Source organism: Burkholderia sp. R-40, assembly GCF_049942845.1.
In the GTDB taxonomy this organism is placed as follows: domain Bacteria; phylum Pseudomonadota; class Gammaproteobacteria; order Burkholderiales; family Burkholderiaceae; genus Burkholderia; species Burkholderia ambifaria.
Genome location: NZ_CP187967.1, coordinates 647713 through 663805, shown reverse-complemented (window position 1 = coordinate 663805; position 16093 = coordinate 647713). Strand labels below are relative to the sequence as shown.

11 protein-coding genes are annotated in these 16093 nt (G+C 67.6%); 3 read left to right on the top strand and 8 right to left on the bottom strand.

Annotated elements, in window-relative coordinates:
* The first annotated feature begins 19 nt into the window (after positions 1-19).
* Entirely contained in the window at positions 20-5293 is a 5274-nt protein-coding gene (locus ACP26O_RS03055; protein ID WP_175665313.1) for an autotransporter outer membrane beta-barrel domain-containing protein, read from the top strand.
* A gap of 111 nt (positions 5294-5404) precedes the next feature.
* Here ACP26O_RS03055 and ACP26O_RS03050 read toward each other — a convergent pair whose 3' ends face one another.
* The 6 genes from ACP26O_RS03050 to ACP26O_RS03025 form a co-directional block, all read right to left on the bottom strand.
* Positions 5405-6130, bottom strand: a complete 726-nt coding sequence (locus ACP26O_RS03050) for an amino acid ABC transporter ATP-binding protein (protein WP_006755150.1) — start codon at positions 6128-6130, stop codon at positions 5405-5407.
* On the bottom strand, positions 6127-6804 hold the full coding sequence (gene gltK, locus ACP26O_RS03045) for a glutamate/aspartate ABC transporter permease GltK (protein WP_011655973.1): 678 nt from the start codon (positions 6802-6804) through the stop codon (positions 6127-6129). Before gltK ends, ACP26O_RS03050 begins: the two co-directional genes overlap by 4 nt.
* Positions 6804-7544 carry an amino acid ABC transporter permease gene (locus ACP26O_RS03040; protein WP_175661512.1) on the bottom strand — a complete coding sequence of 247 codons (741 nt, stop codon included), beginning with the start codon at positions 7542-7544 and terminating at the stop codon, positions 6804-6806. Before ACP26O_RS03040 ends, gltK begins: the two co-directional genes overlap by 1 nt.
* A gap of 84 nt (positions 7545-7628) precedes the next feature.
* Entirely contained in the window at positions 7629-8522 is an 894-nt protein-coding gene (locus ACP26O_RS03035) for a glutamate/aspartate ABC transporter substrate-binding protein (protein WP_166726363.1), read from the bottom strand.
* A 264-nt stretch (positions 8523-8786) separates the two neighbouring features.
* Positions 8787-10073: a Glu/Leu/Phe/Val family dehydrogenase gene (locus ACP26O_RS03030; RefSeq protein ID WP_011655970.1), complete on the bottom strand. Its 1287-nt coding sequence runs from the start codon at positions 10071-10073 to the stop codon at positions 8787-8789.
* Positions 10074-10338: 265 nt separating this feature from the next.
* Positions 10339-11292, bottom strand: coding sequence for a LysR substrate-binding domain-containing protein (locus ACP26O_RS03025; protein ID WP_426356288.1), 954 nt, complete (start codon positions 11290-11292; stop codon positions 10339-10341).
* A 396-nt stretch (positions 11293-11688) separates the two neighbouring features.
* Here ACP26O_RS03025 and purB point away from each other — a divergent pair, with 396 nt between their 5' ends.
* Positions 11689-13077, top strand: coding sequence for an adenylosuccinate lyase (gene purB, locus ACP26O_RS03020; protein ID WP_426356287.1), 1389 nt, complete (start codon positions 11689-11691; stop codon positions 13075-13077).
* A 104-nt stretch (positions 13078-13181) separates the two neighbouring features.
* On the opposite strand, the gene ACP26O_RS03015 is transcribed toward purB, so the two are convergent.
* Positions 13182-14603 (bottom strand): NAD(P)/FAD-dependent oxidoreductase, encoded by a 1422-nt coding sequence (locus tag ACP26O_RS03015; protein WP_175665315.1) that lies wholly within the window; start codon positions 14601-14603, stop codon positions 13182-13184.
* Between the two features lie 266 nt (positions 14604-14869).
* Between ACP26O_RS03015 and ACP26O_RS03010 the strand changes: the two genes are divergently transcribed.
* Entirely contained in the window at positions 14870-15517 is a 648-nt protein-coding gene (locus tag ACP26O_RS03010) for a TetR/AcrR family transcriptional regulator (RefSeq protein WP_006753806.1), read from the top strand.
* 69 nt (positions 15518-15586) lie between these two features.
* Here ACP26O_RS03010 and ACP26O_RS03005 read toward each other — a convergent pair whose 3' ends face one another.
* On the bottom strand, positions 15587-16090 hold the full coding sequence (locus ACP26O_RS03005) for a gluconokinase (RefSeq protein WP_006753807.1): 504 nt from the start codon (positions 16088-16090) through the stop codon (positions 15587-15589).
* Between the last annotated feature and the right edge of the window lie 3 nt (positions 16091-16093).

The following is a 16093-nucleotide window of genomic DNA, read 5'->3' as shown; positions in this document are numbered from 1 at the left end:
AAAGAGAGAGGGGCTTGTCGTGAATCACTCATTTCGATCGATATGGAGCGAAGCCGCCGGCTGCTGGGTGGCGGTCGCGGAAACGGCCCGGGCGCGCGGCAAGCGTTCGGGCAGCGAATCGGGCGCAAGCCGCCGTGCCGGCCGCATGGCCGCCCGCCGCTCGCCGCTGCGTGTTGCCGCGCTCGGCGCCGCGCTGGCCGCGCTGTCGGCCGGCTCCGCGTACGCCTCGACGTGCGGCGACGGCTCCGCGGTCACGAGCGGCGGCACCTGCGCGCTCGGCAGCTACAGCCCGACCGTGAATGACAACCTGGCCGGCGCCACGGCCGTGTCGGGCGGCGACACGGTCGGCGTGACGGGTGCATGGACGAGCGCCGGCGGCGACCCCGGCTATACGCTCACGCCGATCGGCAATACGTCGATCGTGTCGGGCAACCCGAACCAGCCGCTGCTGTCGCTCGGCGGCAAGACGCAGAGCGTCAGCACGCCCGACTCGATCACGGGCACCCATACGTCGATCGCCACGTACGACTCGTCCGCGTTCGCCGCGTCGACGACCGGCGCGACCAACGTGCCCGTCTACCAGGACGTGAACGGCAACCAGTACGTGAACCTTCGGCTCGGCACCGTCGACAGCACCGGCGGCACGCTGAACGTGTCGATCGGCAATCCGGCGAACGCGCCCGACGCGGCCGGCAACGCGATCTCGATCGCGCCGAAGCAGACCGACCTGACCTTCGCGGACGGCACCGGCTCGGCAAAGAGCGTCGTCAACTGGAATTCGCGCAACCAGATCTGGCTCGGCACCGGCGACTATCTCGCGAGCGGCGGCGCCGTCGGCCAGGTCCAGCTCGACGTGCCGACCTATGCGGGCACCTTCACCGCGTTCGACGGCAGCACGTGGACGGTGAGCGACGCCGCGTCGCTCGCCGCGTACAACGATTTCCTCGCGCGCGCCGTGCGCAGCGGCGCGCTCGGCTCGCAAGCCGCGTACGACACCGCGTTCGGCCAGGCCGTCTCCTTCACGCAGGAAACCTTCCAGTACGCGAACAACGTGTCGGCCGGCGACAAGAACACGCTGCCGATCGACCATCTGTCGGTGATGCACGGCACGGGCGCGAACGCGACGCTGCAGATCGGCAAGGACGGCCAGATCGACTTTCGCGGCACCAACACGGTCGAATCGAGTTCGGCCGTCCTCGCGGAAAACGGCGCGCACTTCGTCAACGACGGCCGCCTGTCCGGCGACTTCACGCTGGTGCGCCTGCTCAGCGGCGCGAGCGGCGTCAACAACGGCGTGATCTCGGCCGGCTACGCGTCCGGCGACAACGTCGACACGAGCAGCAGCACGCCGCCCGACAACTTCGGATTCCACGCGTACACCGAGGGCAACGGCGTCTACGCAAGCGGCACGGGCACGACGTTCGTGAACAACGGCGTGATGAACGTCGGCGCGTGGACGCTCGACGGCAACCGCCCCGACCTGCAGAACTACGCGGTGGGCGTGACGGGCGGCGCGAATGCGTCGAACGCCGGCACGATCAACGTCGGCGTCAACGCGACGACGCTCGACAGCCAGGTGATCGGCGGCTTCGCGGCCGGCGGCACCTTCACCAACGAGGCCGGCGGCACGATCGAGCTCGGCCGCGCGGCCCAGTACGCGCCGGGCGCAGCGGCGAACGACGTCGCGCTGTCCGCGCGCGCGTACGGGATCCTGCTCGGCGCGTCGGGCACGGCCAGCAACCTCGGCTCGATCGTGATCGGCTCGCAGACGCAGAACGGCGCCGGGATGGCGAGCGTCGGCTCGTCCTCCGGCACGCTGCGCAACGCGGGCTCGATCGTCGTGAACGGCGCGGCGCCCGGCACGCCGCTCGCGAACGTCGGCATGCTCGCGGCCAATTCGGCCGCGAACGTCACCAACACCGGCACGATCACGCTGAACGGCGTGAACGGGATCGGCATCATGGTGGTCGGCACCTCGACGGCGACGGCCGCGACGTCGACCGGCACGATCAACGTGGCCGGCGGGCTCGACCCGGCATCGGACACGCGCAACTACGGCGTGTGGGCCGAAGGGTCGCGCGCGCAGGCCACGGTCGACGGCGCGCTGAATCTGACGGGCAACGGCGCGATCGGCGTCCATGCGCGCTCGGGCGCGACCATCGACGTCGGCGCGAACGCGGTGCCCCGCTTCATGTCGGGCACGAACCAGATCGGCTTCTATGCGTATGGCGCGGGCTCGAGGATCAACGTCGCCGCGCAGCACCTGAGCGTCGATACCGACGATTCGACGCTGTTCCGGATCGCAGGCGGCGCGGCCTATACGGGCGCGTCGGCCGCCGGCGCGCTGACGACGGACGTGACCGGCCAGCGTGCGCGCGGCGTGCTCGCGACCGGCGCCGGCACGACGCTGTCGACCGGCAACGCCACCTACAACGTCAACGGCGCGAACGGCATCGCGGTGGCGGTCGAAGGCGGCGCGCAGGGCTCGATCGACGCCGGCGCGACGATCAACCTGAATGCAGCCGGCGCGATGGCGGGTGTCGTCGACGGCCAGGCGCACGACCTCGCCGGCGCGAATGCTGGTGCGCCGGTCGCGACGACGCTGGCCAACGCTGCCGCGGTCACCTCGTCGAGCGCGGGCGTGACGGGTTTCGTCGCGCGCAACCTCGGCACGCTCGAGAACCGCGGCTCGGTGCTGCTGACCGGCGCCGGCTCGACGGGCGTCGTGATCGGCCCGCTCGGCACGGTGAACAACGCGTCGGCGATCCGCGTGTCGAACGGCACGGGCGCGCTCGTGCAGGGTGCGTCGGCGACGCTCGCCAACGCAGGCACGATCGAGGCCGACGACGGCGTCGCGGGCGTGCACCTGACCGGCGCGGGCGCGTCGGTCGCGCTGTCGGGCGCGGGCACGGTCATCGCCAACGGCAGCGCCGACGGCGTGCGGGTCGATTCGAGCGTCGCGGACGGCGGGATCGCGGCCGGCGCGACGTCGATCGCGGTGGGCGGCGCCGGCAAGGGCATCGACAACCTCGGCACGAACACGACGATCGCGCTTTCGGGTACGCAGATCGGCACGACCGGCAACGGCGCCGACGGGCTGTCGTCGACGGGCGCCGGCGCGCGCATCGCGACCGATGCGGCGACCGTCGCGCGCACCGCCGGCGACAACGCACGCGGCCTCGTGGTGGCGGGCACGGATTCGACGCTCGCGGCCAACGGCACGACGGTCGCGACGACGGGCGCCGGCGCGCACGCGATCGTCGCCGGCAGCGGCGCGAGCGCGTGGCTGTCGGGCGCGAAGGTCTCCACGGCGGGTGCGGCGGCCGACGGCCTCGTCGCGCAGAACGGCGGCCGCATCGGCGACACGGATTCGTCGATCGCGAGCGCGGCCGGCAGCGGCGCGAACGTCGACAGCGGCAGCGTGCTCGCGCTGACCGGCACGACGCTCAAGGGCGCGACCGCCGGCGTGCTGAGCACCGACACGCTCGCGTCCGGCGCGACGAGCGCGGTGCTCGTCGACGGCGGCAGCGTCGCGTCCGTCGCCGGGCCGGCGTTCGCCGCACGCGGCGGTACGGTCGACATCGCGGTGCGCAACGGCACCGTCGTGACGGCCGGCAACGGCACGCTGCTGGACCTCGCGAACGGCAGCACGGCGACCTTCAACGCGTCGGCGGTCAACCTGAGCGGCGACATCGTCTCCGACGCGTCGAGCACCGGCGACGTGCACCTGGCGAACGGCACGACGCTCACCGGCAAGATCGACCCGGTCGCGCTGACCGTCGACGGCACGAGCACGTGGCGCATGACCGGCAGCTCCGTGCTGAGCAGCCTGAACAACGCGGGCCTCGTTGCATTCGCCGCCCCGTCCGGCACGCCGACGGCGGCAGGCAGCTACCGGACGCTGACGACCGGCAGCTACGTCGGCTACGGCGGCACGATCGCGCTGAACACCTACCTCGGCGCGGATGCGTCGCCGACCGACCGGCTGATCGTGAACGGCGGCACCGCGAGCGGCACGACGGGGCTAAAGATCGCGAACACGGCCGGCACCGGCGCGCAGACGACCGGCGACGGGATTCCGGTGGTCGTCACGGCCAACGGCGGCACGACCGCCGCGTCGGCGTTCCATCTCGCGGGGCCGGTGCAGGCCGGCGCATACGAATACCGGCTCTATCGCGGCGGACAGAGCGATGCGAACGGCTGGTACCTGCGCTCGCAACTCGACCCGACGGATCCTGACGATGCGATTCATCCGTCCGGCAACGCCAATGGCAACGGTAACGGTAACGGTAACGGCAACGGCAACGGCAACGGCGGCAATCTCGCGTATCGCCCGGGCGTCACAGGCTATGCGATGACGCCGCTGCTGAACGCCGACTACGGCTTTTCGACGCTCGGCAAGCTGCACGAACGCGTCGGCGATATCTACAACCTGGAGAAGCAGGCGCCGGGCAACCGCGACGGCGTGTGGGGCCGCATCGGCGGACAGAGCCTCGACGCGAACGCGGGCCGCTTCGCGGCCGACGAGCGCACGTTCTTCGCGCAGTTCGGCAAGGACTGGACGCTCGAGCAGGCTGCGGGCGGCGGCAGCACGCATGCGGGCGTGACGGCGAGCATCGGCGTCGCGAACGCGAGCTTCGACGACATCGCGCGTACCGATACGCCGGGCCTGTCGACGTCGACGGGCTCGGTCGAGATGCACGCGCAGAGCGTCGGCGGCTACTGGACGCGCTACCTGGCCGACGGCACCTACTTCGACAGCGTCGGCCAGGTCACGCACTACGGCAACCGGTATCGCGACAGCTACGGCAACGAGGCGTCGCAGAACGGCTTCGGCATCGCGCTGTCGCAGGAAGTCGGCAAGCCGTTCGGGATCGGCGGCACGCCGATCGCGGTCGAGCCGCAGGCGCAGCTGATGTACCAGTACCTGAAACTGAACGGGTTCAACGACAACGTATCTGCCGTATCGGGCACGACGACGAACGCGTTGCGCGGGCGCGTCGGCGTGCGGATCTTCCGGCCGAACCTCGACGCGAACGCGGGCGGCGGCGCCGCGACGCCGTACTTCACGGCCGACGTGCTGCACGACTTCCTGTCGCCGGGCCAGACGGTCGTCGGCGGCACGCCGTTCGCGACGCACCTCGGCCGCACCTGGTACGAGCTGGGCCTTGGCGTGACCGCGGGCTTCGGCAAGTCGGGCGAGCTGTACGCGAACGTGAAATATGCGCGCAACCTCGGTGGCGATTACCGGCGCGGCGTCACCGGGCAGGTCGGTTACCGCTACAGCTGGTAACGCGCGACGCGAAGCCGGCCGTTGGCCGGCTGCCGACGAAAAAAAACCGCCCGGCGTTCGGCCGGGCGGTTTTCCGCATTCGCGCACACGAGGCGCGCGATGCACGAACGCTCAGTGCAGGATTTTCGCGAGGAAGTCCTTCGCGCGATCCGACCTCGGATTCGAGAAGAAATCGTCCTTGCGGTCGTCCTCGACGATCGCGCCCTTGTCCATGAAGATCACGCGATGGGCGACCTTCTTCGCGAAGCCCATTTCGTGCGTGACGACCATCATCGTCATCCCTTCCTGCGCGAGCTCGACCATCACGTCGAGCACTTCGTTGATCATCTCCGGATCGAGCGCGGACGTCGGTTCGTCGAACAGCATCGCGATCGGGTCCATCGACAGCGCACGCGCGATCGCGACCCGCTGCTGCTGGCCGCCCGACAGCTGCCCCGGAAACTTGTGCGCATGCGCCTTCAGGCCGACGCGATCGAGCAGCTTCATGCCCTTCTCGTTCGCTTCGTCCTTGCCGCGGCCGAGCACCTTGATCTGCGCGAGCGTCAGGTTCTCGGTGATCGACAGGTGCGGGAACAGCTCGAAATGCTGGAACACCATCCCGACCTTCGAGCGCAGCTTCGACAGGTTCGTCTTGCGATCGCCGACCGACTGGCCGTTCACGAGGATCTCGCCCTGCTGAAACGGCTCGAGGCCGTTGACGGTCTTGATCAGCGTCGACTTGCCCGAGCCCGACGGACCGCACACGACGACCACTTCGCCCTTGTTCACCTCGGTCGTGCAATCGGTGAGGACCTGAAACTGGCCGTACCACTTCGAAACGTTCTTGATGGAAATCATCTTGTGACCTTTTTCTGGAGACCTTTGACGAGGGCAGACGCCACCGAGCAAATCACGAAATAGCATGCACCCGCGAACAGGACCATCTCGACGGTCGTGCCGTCGCGATCGCCGACGTTGGCGGCCGTGCGGAAGAAGTCCGCGAGACTGATCACGTACACGAGCGACGTATCCTGGAACAGGACGATCGCCTGCGTGAGCAGCAGCGGCACCATCGCGCGGAACGCCTGCGGGAGGATCACGAGGCGCATCGCGTGCGCGTAGTTCATGCCGAGCGCGAACGCGGCGTTCATCTGCCCGCGCGGCACCGCCTGGATGCCGGCACGGATGATCTCGGAATAATACGCGGCTTCGAACAGCGAGAACGCGACCATCGCCGACGCAAGCCGGATGTCGATCGTCGGCGACAGCCCGAGCACGCCCTGCAGCACCTGCGGCACGATCAGGAAGAACCACAGCAGCACCATCACGAGCGGGATCGAGCGGAACACCGTCACGTACGCTTTCGCGAACCACGCGAGCGGCTTCACGCCGGACAGCCGCATCAGCGCCAGCAGCGTGCCCCAGACGATACCGACGACGATCGCGATCAGCGTGATCTTGAACGTGACGATCGCGCCGGACCACAGCGTCGGCATCGCGCCGGGAATACTACTCCAGTCGAACTGATGCATCACTTGCCTCCGATGTAGCCGGGCAGCCGCGTACGGCCTTCGATCCAGCGCATGAACGACATCACGACGAGGTTGATGACCACGTACGCGAGCGTCACCGCGATGAACGACTCGTAGGTCTGCGCGGTGTAGTCGACGAGCTGGCGCGCCTGCGCGGACAGGTCGAGCAGGCCGATCGTCGACGCGACGGCGGAGTTCTTGAAGATGTTCAGGAACTCGGACGTGAGCGGCGGCACGATGATCCGGTAGGCCACCGGCAGCAGCACGTAGCGGTACGTCTGCCATTGCGTGAAGCCCATCGCGAGGCCGGCCGCGCGCTGGCCCTTCGGCAGCGCGTTGATGCCCGAGCGCACCTGTTCGCACACGCGCGCACCGGTGAACAGGCCGAGACAGACGATCGACGCGGTGAAGAACTGCGTGGTCGGCGGCAGTTGCTTGATCCAGGTGCCGACCGACGCGGGCAGCAGCTCGGGCACGACGAGGTACCAGATGAAGAACTGCACGATCAGCGGGACGTTCCGGAAGATCGACACATAGACGGTGCCGATCGCGGACAGCCATTTGTTCGGCACCGTGCGCAGCACGCCGAATAGCGAACCGACGATCAGCGCGATGACCCAGGCGACGAGCGACACTTCGATCGTCACCCAGAAGCCCGACATCAGCCATCCGAAATAAGTCGTCGGCTCGCCGGTCGAGACGGGGCTCAGGAAGATGCCCCAGTTCCAGTGGTAAGACATAGGCAAGACTCCAGCAAAAAGAAACGGAAGAAGCATGGCCTCTTCCGTTTCAGTAGCGTCATTACTGCGTCAACGTCCGTGTGGTCAGTCGAGCGCCTTGTCGTTCGGGTTCGCGTACAGCTTCTTCATCGAATCGGACAGCGGGAAGTTCAGGTTCAGCCCCTTCGGCGGAATCGGGCTCTCGAACCACTTTGCGTAGATCTTCGCGGCTTCGCCCGACTTCTCGACTTGCGAGATCGCGTCGTCGACCACCTTCTTGAAGTCGGTATCGCCCTTGCGCATCATGCAGCCGTAAGCCTCTTCCGATTGCGGCGTGCCGACGATCACCCACTCGCCCGGCTGCTTGGCCTTCGCGCGCTCGCCCGCGAGCAGCGCGTCGTCCATCATGAACGCGACCGCGCGGCCCGACTCGAGCGTGTTGAACGAGTCGCCGTGATCCTTCGCGCTGATGATGTTCATGCCGAGCTGCTTGTCGTTGTTCATCTTGCGCAGCAGGCGCTCGGACGTCGTGCCGGCGGTGGTCACGACCGTCTTGCCCTTCAGGTCGGCGAAGTCCTTCACGCCCGAATCCTTCTTCGTCATCAGGCGCGTGCCGATCACGAAGATCGTGTCGGAGAACGCGGCTTGCTGCTGACGCTCGGTATTGTTGGTCGTCGAGCCGCACTCGATGTCGACCGTGCCGTTCTGCACGAGCGGGATGCGGTTCTGCGACGTGACCGGGATGTTCTTGACCTGCAGGTTCGGCAGGCTCAGCTTCTTCTTCACCGCGTCCACGACCTTCATCTGGAATTCGCGCGAATAGCCGACGACCTGCTGGTTCTGGTCATAGTAGGAGAACGGGATCGACGATTCGCGGTGCCCCAGCGCGATCACGCCCGTGTCCTTGATCTTCTTCAGCGTGCCGGTCTCCTGTGCATGCGCGCCGCTCGCGAACGCGCACAGCGCCGCGACCATCAGGACTGCCTTGTGGTATTTCATTTTGGTCATCTCCTTTGCTAAAACCCGCGCCAGTGTATCAAAGTAATATTTTTGAAAGAACTGGTTGTTTACCGCACTACGAATCGCCCTGTACGAAGCCTTCCTCCCGGCTTCGGGCGCGCTTGTGACGCATGAATGCACGCGCGGGCGGTGCCGGATTCGGCACCGCCCGCGAGGGATCATGCACGCAATCGGTGGATTGCGTCACGCTGTGATCGTAGTCAACCGATCGCCGATCGGCAATGGCCGATCGGCGACGCCCGATCAGGGGTACAGGCCGCGCATTTCGCGCGCCATCAGGATGCGCTTGCACGCGACGATGAACGCCGCCGTACGCACCGACACCTTGTGCTCTTCCGAAACCGCCCACACGCCGGCGAACGCTTCACGCATCACGCGCTCGAGACGGTGGTTGATCTCGTCTTCCGTCCAGAAGAAGCTCGAGAAGTCCTGCACCCACTCGAAGTACGACACGGTCACGCCGCCCGCATTCGCGATCACGTCCGGGATCACGAGCACGCCGTTCGCGCTCAGGATGTCGTCGGCCGCCGTCGTCGTCGGGCCGTTCGCGCCTTCGACGATGATCTTCGTGCGGATCTTCGATGCGTTCTTCTCGGTGATCTGGTTTTCCAGTGCCGCCGGGATCAGGATGTCCGTCTCGACCGTCCAGAACTCGTCGTTCGGCATCGGCTCGGCGCCTTCGAAGCCCGCGACGCCGCCCGTGCGTGCCACGTGGTCGAGCAGCTTGTTCGAATCGAGGCCGGCCGGCCGGTAGATCGTGCCCGTGTGATCCTGCACCACGATCACCTTCGCACCCGCTTCCTGGAACAGCTTCGCCGCGATGCCGCCGACGTTGCCGAAGCCCTGCACAGCGATGCGCGCGCCTTCGATTTCGAGGCCCTTCTTCTTCGCCGCTTCGCAGCCGACGACGAACACGCCGCGGCCCGTCGCTTCCTTGCGGCCGAGCGAACCGCCGAGCGAGATCGGCTTGCCGGTCACGACGCCGGTCGACGTCTGGCCCTGGTTCATCGAGTAGGTATCCATCATCCACGCCATCACCTGTTCGTTGGTGTTGACGTCCGGCGCCGGAATGTCGGTGTTCGGTCCGATGATGATGCCGATTTCGCTGGTGTAGCGACGCGTCACGCGCTCGAGCTCACCGCGCGAGAGCTTGCGCGGGTCGACGCGGATGCCGCCCTTCGCGCCGCCGTACGGCACGTTCACGGCCGCGTTCTTCACCGACATCCATGCCGACAGCGCCATCACTTCCGACAACGTCACGTCCTGGTGGTAGCGCACGCCGCCCTTGCCCGGACCGCGCGACACGTTGTGCTGCACGCGATAGCCTTCGAAGTGCGCGACGGTGCCGTTGTCGAGCTCGATGGGGCAGTCGACGATCAGGATGCGCTTCGGACGCTTCAGCGTTTCGAGCCAGCGCGACAGCGAACCGAGGTACGGCGCGACGCGATCGACCTGCTGAAGGTAGTTGCCCCACGGGCCGAGATCGTCGGCGTGCAGGTAGGACGGGATGGACTGCAGTTGCGAAGACATGGATGCTCCAACGTTCAACGGATTGCGCACATTGTCGAAAAACCCATTTTTTTTATCCAATGCCGTTTGCTTATTCGATTATGCGTTTCTTGCATGATCGGGATTTTTCGCAAATCCATGGTCGATTTGGGCAAGAACGCCCGCGATCGGTCGTGCATCGCGTTGCGCGAAAATCGTTGGTGCAATATGCGGGACGCCCGCCGGACAGCCGTCCGACAGGCGCGGCAAGCTCGTCGTCAGCCGCGCGCGGCCGTGCTCGATCCCGTCATTCGGCCGTGTCGCGCAATTCGTCGCGCACGACCTCCCACAACGCGCGCACCAGTTTCTGGCGCGGATCGTCGCCCTGCAGCGCGAGCTTGTCGCAGTACAGGCGAATCTCCATCGTCAGCGTGTACGGATGCGCGCCGCCGCGCGCGGAACGGTCGAGCCGGATCAGCCGGCCGCCGGCCACCGCGTCCTCGACCGCGCTGTGCGGCAGAAACGCGACGCCGTGGCCCGCGAGCGCCATCGCCTTCAGCCCTTCGGCCATGTCGGTTTCGTAGACGCGATCGAGGAACAGCCGCGTCGGTGCGTTCGCAACGATGACTTCGGTCATCCGGCCGAGATACGCGTTCGGCGTATACGACAGGTACGGCACGCGCGCATCGGCCGTGCCCGGCAGCGTGTAGCGCGGCCGGCCCGCGCGGCCCGGCGCCGAGAACGCGCTGATCGGCTCGCTGCCGAGGACCAGCATGTCGTAGCGCGCCGGGTCGAGCGCGACCGGGTGGCTCGGGTGGTGGTAACCCATCACGAGATCGCGGCCGCCTTCAACGAGCGACAGCACGGCATCGTGCACGTTCAGCGCGCGCAGCCGCGTGTGGACCTGCCCCATCTTCGCCTCGATCCGCTGCAGCCAGCGCGGGAAATACGTGAGCGACAGCGTGTGCGGCACCGCGAACTCGATCGTCGGCACCGGCGCGCCGACGTGGCCGCGCAGCAGCGTGCGCGCCTCGTGCGCCTGCGACAGCATCGTCAGTGCCTGCTCGTAGAAGATCTGGCCGGCCTGCGTGAGCCGCGTCGGATAGACCGAACGGTCGATCAGTTCGGTCGCCAGCCAGGCTTCCAGCGCCTGGATGCGCCGCGAGAACGCGGGCTGCGACACGTGCCGCAGTTCGGCGGACCGGCTAAAGCTGCGCGTTTCCGCGAGCGAGACGAAGTCTTCGAGCCATTTCAGTTCCATGCAGGCGGGGCGCGGCGGGCGGCGGTCGGGAAGAAGCCTGCATTCTACCGGCGGGCGGGTGTGGGCCGGCGGTGTGGTCGGCGGGGTGGTCGGCGGGGTGGTCGGCGGGGTGGTCGGCGGGGTGGCCGGCGGGGTGGTCGGCGGGGTGGCCGGCGGGGTGGCCGGCGGTTGGGTCGGCGGGCGGCGGCGGGCGGCGGCGGTGTGACAGGCGGACCCGGCGAGCCGGCCCAGGCGCCCGCCGCCAGGCCGGATGCGCGACGGCCGGCCGCCGGGTGCACGCCGATCGCCCGCAGCAGGGCCGGCCGGACCAGTTCGGCCGGAATCGACCCGCGCCAATGGTAAAATGCCGGATTCTCCTCCCCCTCGTTCGCCCCGGCTCCAAGGCCCCGCCCGATCATGTCCGACACTCGTCCCGATACGCTTTTCGCCCTCACCGCGCTCTCGCCCATCGACGGCCGCTACGCCAGCAAGACCGAAGCACTGCGCGACTGGCTCTCCGAAGCCGCCTTCATGCGCCACCGCGTCACCGTCGAGGTGCACTGGCTGATCGCGCTGTCGCGCGCCGGCTTCGCGGAAGTCCCGCGCTTCTCCGACGCCTCCGAGCAATTCCTGCTGCAGCTCGCCGAGCGCTTCACCGCGCACGACGCCGCCCGCATCAAGGAAATCGAGCGCGTGACGAACCACGACGTGAAGGCCGTCGAATACTGGCTGAAGGAATCGGTCAAGGGCCAGGCCGAGCTCGAAAAGGCCAGCGAATTCATCCACTTCGCGTGCACGTCCGAAGACATCAACAACACGTCGCACGGGATGATGCTCGCCGGCGCGCGCGAACACGTGATCCTGCCGGCGCTGCGCACGGTCCACCAGCGCCTCGTCGCGCTGTCGCACGCGCACGCCGAGCAGCCGATGCTGTCGCGCACGCACGGCCAGCCGGCCAGCCCGACGACGCTCGGCAAGGAACTCGCGAACGTCGCCGCGCGCCTCGCGCGCGCGATCGCGCGCATCGAGAAGGTCGAGATCCTCGGCAAGATGAACGGCGCGGTCGGCAACTTCAACGCGCATCTCTCCGCATATCCGGAATTCGACTGGGAAGCGTTCTCGCGCGACGTGATCGAGAACCGCCTGAAGCTGACGTTCAACCCGTACACGATCCAGATCGAGCCGCACGACTACATGGCCGAGCTGTTCGACGCGGTCGCTCGCGCGAACACGATCCTGCTCGACCTCGACCGCGACGTGTGGGGCTACATCTCGGTCGGCTACTTCAAGCAGAAGACGAAGGCCGGCGAGATCGGCTCGTCGACGATGCCGCACAAGGTCAACCCGATCGATTTCGAGAACTCGGAAGGCAACCTCGGCCTCGCGAACGCGACGCTGCGCCACCTCGCCGACAAGCTGCCGGTGTCGCGCTGGCAGCGTGACCTGACCGACTCGACGGTGCTGCGCAACATGGGCGTCGCGCTCGGCTACTCGCTGCTCGCGTACGACTCGCTGATCCGCGGCCTCGACAAGCTCGAAGTGAACCCGCAGCGCCTGAACGAAGATCTCGACAACTGCTGGGAAGTGCTCGCGGAGCCGGTGCAGACGGTGATGCGCCGCTACGGCATCGAGAACCCGTACGAGCAGCTGAAGGAACTGACGCGCGGCAAGGGCATCACGCGCGAAGCGCTGCAGGAATTCGTCGGCACGCTGGCGATCCCGCAGGACGCAAAGGATCGCCTGCTCGCGATGACGCCTGCGTCGTACATCGGCAAGGCCGTCGAACTCTCGAAGCGGATCGCGTAAGCGCCGCCGTCGCCGGACGGAAAAAAAGCCCGATGCGAGCAAGTTCGCATCGGGCTTTTTCGTTGGCGGCCGGCGCGCGGCCAGCGCGTCGGAACACCGGTGCCTCAGAACGAGATCATCCGCCCCGGATTCAGCGCGCTCATCACGCTCATCGCCGCCTTCGCGGCCGGAATCGCGATCGGCGACAACTGCCGGCCGAGCGGAATCTCGCGATGGTCGATGCCGGTCAGCATCGAGAAGTCGTCGTTGCGCCCGACGAAATCGTCGCAGATCGCCTTGCCGATCCGCACCGTCTGCGCGACGCCGTGCCCGCTCCAGCCCTGCACCATGTACATCGGCACGCGGCCGTCGGTCTTGCGGCTGTCGGTCGCGCCGTTCAGCGTGAAGTCGCTGACGCCGCTCCAGCAGTAGTCGAGCGCGAAGCGGCCGTCGTGCTGCGGGAACACCGTGTTCAGCCGCGTCAGCAGGTACGCGTTGACGTCCTGCTGCGCCCAGCACGAGCCGGTGCCCTGCCCGCCGAACAGCAGGCGGTTGCCGCGCACCGGCCGGTAGTAGTCGATCTGGAACTGCGTGTCGTACACCGGCATGCCGGCCGGCATCAGCGTCGCGACATCGACGTCGAGCGGCGCCGTCACGCTCACATACGTGAAGAACGGCACGGTGGTCGCGCCGCCGTCATCCAGCAGCCGGAACGTCGTGTTGTGCAGCGCGAGCACGACGCCGCGACGCGCGGTGATCGTGCCGCCCGGCGTCGTCGCGACGACGCCCGCGGGCGTTTCGTCGAGCTCGAGCACCTCGGTGCCCTCGTACAGCGCGCCGCCGTTCAACTGGAAGCCGTGCACGAGGCCGCGCACCAGCGCGAGCGGATGAAGCTGGCCGCCGAGCGCGTCGATCGCCGCGCCGTGATACAGGCCCGAGCGCACGTATTCGTCGTGCAGCTGATGGCGGCCGACGAGCGTCACGCCGGCGTCGCCGAGATGGCGGCGGGCGTCCGCGCCGTCGAGCAGCGCGCTCATGTGGCCCGGGTGGACCGCCGCCGTCACGTGGCCGCGCTTGCGATCGAGGTCGAGCGCGTAACGTGCGCCGATTTCATCGATCAGGTCCATCGATTCGGTCGACGCGAAGCGCCACAGCCGCTTCGCATCGTCGTGCGACAGGTAGTCGATCATGTCGGCGGCTTCCCAGCGCGCGAGGCCCGGCGTGAGCTGGCCGCCGTTGCGGCCCGACGCCGCGGAGCCGACGTGATGCTTGTCGACGAGAATCGTGTCGACGCCCGCTTCCGCGAGATGCAGCGCGGCCGATGCGCCGAGCAGCCCCGAGCCGATCACCAGCACGTCGCACACGGCGTCGTGCGCGAGCGGCGCGCTGTTTTCATGGCGCGACAGCGACGCCTCGTACCAGTTGGCCGGACGCTCGCCGTCGTAGCGGGACGGCTCGCTCCAGTTCCAGTTGTCCTTTTCGATGTTCAGTTGCGTCTGGTCGAAACGCGATTCGCCCTGGATCAGGGGTTTGTTGTAGGTCGTCATGATTGCACTTGCATGGTCTTGGGCCGCCAGTCGAAGGGCCGTGAGGCTTCGCGGGTGGGGCAGCCGGTTCCACTTGGGTGTCAACGAGATAAAGGGCGCGATGGCCCGTGTTGACGGCAGGCACGTGTGTGTCTGCCTGGATCCCGGGACTGTGCGAAAGCACGTATTGAAAGGTGCCGGGACACCCAATTTCTACACCGCAGAAATAATTCTACAGCGTAGAATATGCTTTCGTCAAGCTGACAGTCGCACGCCACCATCACCCCATGAAAGACAAACCCGCCCAAGGCCCGCGCGGCCTCGACAAGGATGCGATCGTCGCGGCCGCGCTCGCGCTGCTCGAAGAGGTCGGCGAAGCCGCGTTCAGCGTGCGCAAGCTCGCGCAGTCGGTCGGTTGCGACCCGATGAGCGTGCTGTATCACTTCAAGTCGAAGGACGGCCTGACCCGTGCGATCGCGAATGCGCTGTCGCGCTCGCTCGTGCCGGTCGACGACACGCTGCCGTGGCGCGAGCGGCTGCGCGATCTCGCGCGCCAGTACCGCGCGCTCGCGCTGCGCTACCCGGCCGCGTTCGCGCTGCTGCAGCGGCACATGAGCACGGGGCCGGCCGATCTCGCGCACATCGAGGCCGTGCATCGCGCGCTGGCCGACGCCGGCATCGCGCGCACCGCGCTGCCGGCCGTGTGCGTCGGCTGGTATGCGAGCGTGATCGGGCTCGCCGCCGCCGAGGCCGGCGGCCTGACGCGCCCCGCGAACGACGTCGAGCTCGCGGAAATGGATGCGCTGTCCGATACCGCGCATCCGCTCGTCAAGTCGGCCGCGCCGCTCTATGCGCGGCTCGATCCGGCCGTGGTGCATGACACGATGCTCGACGTGCTGCTCGACGGCATCGCGCGGCACGCGCACGCAGCCTGACCGGCGCGCGCCGCCAACGAAAAAGGCGCCCGAAGGCGCCTTTTTCATGAAGATTGCGGCAAACCGCGCTCAGTGCTGCTGCGCGAAGCCGATCTTCACCATCACTTCATCGACGATCTGTTCGGGCGTCAACTCGATGCTGACCTCGATCGCTTCGTCCGGGCCCGGCTCCTCGAGCGTGTCGAGCTGGCTCTTCAGCAGCGACGGATCGAAGAAATGGCCGGTGCGGCTCTTCAGGCGCTCCTGCAATACCTCGAACGAACCCTTCAGATACACGAACCGCACGTCGGTGTCGGTGCCGCGCAGCACGTCGCGGTACGACCGCTTCAGCGACGAGCACGTGAACACGGCCGTCTCGCCGGCGCGCTGCTTTTCCTCGATGGCCGCGCGGATCGTGCGCAGCCACGGCCAGCGGTCGTCGTCGGTCAGCGGAATGCCGTGATGCATCTTTTCCTTGTTCGCCGCGCTGTGAAACGCGTCGCCATCGGTATAGCTGCACGACAGGCGTTCCGCCAGCATTTCGCCGATTCGCGACTTGCCCGCGCCCGACACGCCCATTGCGATCAGAATCATTGA

What these genes read in the sequence shown, in the direction of transcription:
- ACP26O_RS03050 (WP_006755150.1), bottom strand. Translation starts at nt 6,130, where the DNA reads ATGATTTCCATCAAGAACGTTTCGAAGTGGTACGGCCAGTTTCAGGTC.
- gltK (WP_011655973.1), bottom strand. Translation starts at nt 6,804, where the DNA reads ATGCATCAGTTCGACTGGAGTAGTATTCCCGGCGCGATGCCGACGCTG.
- ACP26O_RS03040 (WP_175661512.1), bottom strand. Translation starts at nt 7,544, where the DNA reads ATGTCTTACCACTGGAACTGGGGCATCTTCCTGAGCCCCGTCTCGACC.
- ACP26O_RS03035 (WP_166726363.1), bottom strand. Translation starts at nt 8,522, where the DNA reads ATGAAATACCACAAGGCAGTCCTGATGGTCGCGGCGCTGTGCGCGTTC.
- ACP26O_RS03030 (WP_011655970.1), bottom strand. Translation starts at nt 10,073, where the DNA reads ATGTCTTCGCAACTGCAGTCCATCCCGTCCTACCTGCACGCCGACGAT.
- ACP26O_RS03025 (WP_426356288.1), bottom strand. Translation starts at nt 11,292, where the DNA reads ATGGAACTGAAATGGCTCGAAGACTTCGTCTCGCTCGCGGAAACGCGC.
- purB (WP_426356287.1), top strand. Translation starts at nt 11,689, where the DNA reads ATGTCCGACACTCGTCCCGATACGCTTTTCGCCCTCACCGCGCTCTCG.
- ACP26O_RS03015 (WP_175665315.1), bottom strand. Translation starts at nt 14,603, where the DNA reads ATGACGACCTACAACAAACCCCTGATCCAGGGCGAATCGCGTTTCGAC.
- ACP26O_RS03010 (WP_006753806.1), top strand. Translation starts at nt 14,870, where the DNA reads ATGAAAGACAAACCCGCCCAAGGCCCGCGCGGCCTCGACAAGGATGCG.
- ACP26O_RS03005 (WP_006753807.1), bottom strand. Translation starts at nt 16,090, where the DNA reads ATGATTCTGATCGCAATGGGCGTGTCGGGCGCGGGCAAGTCGCGAATC.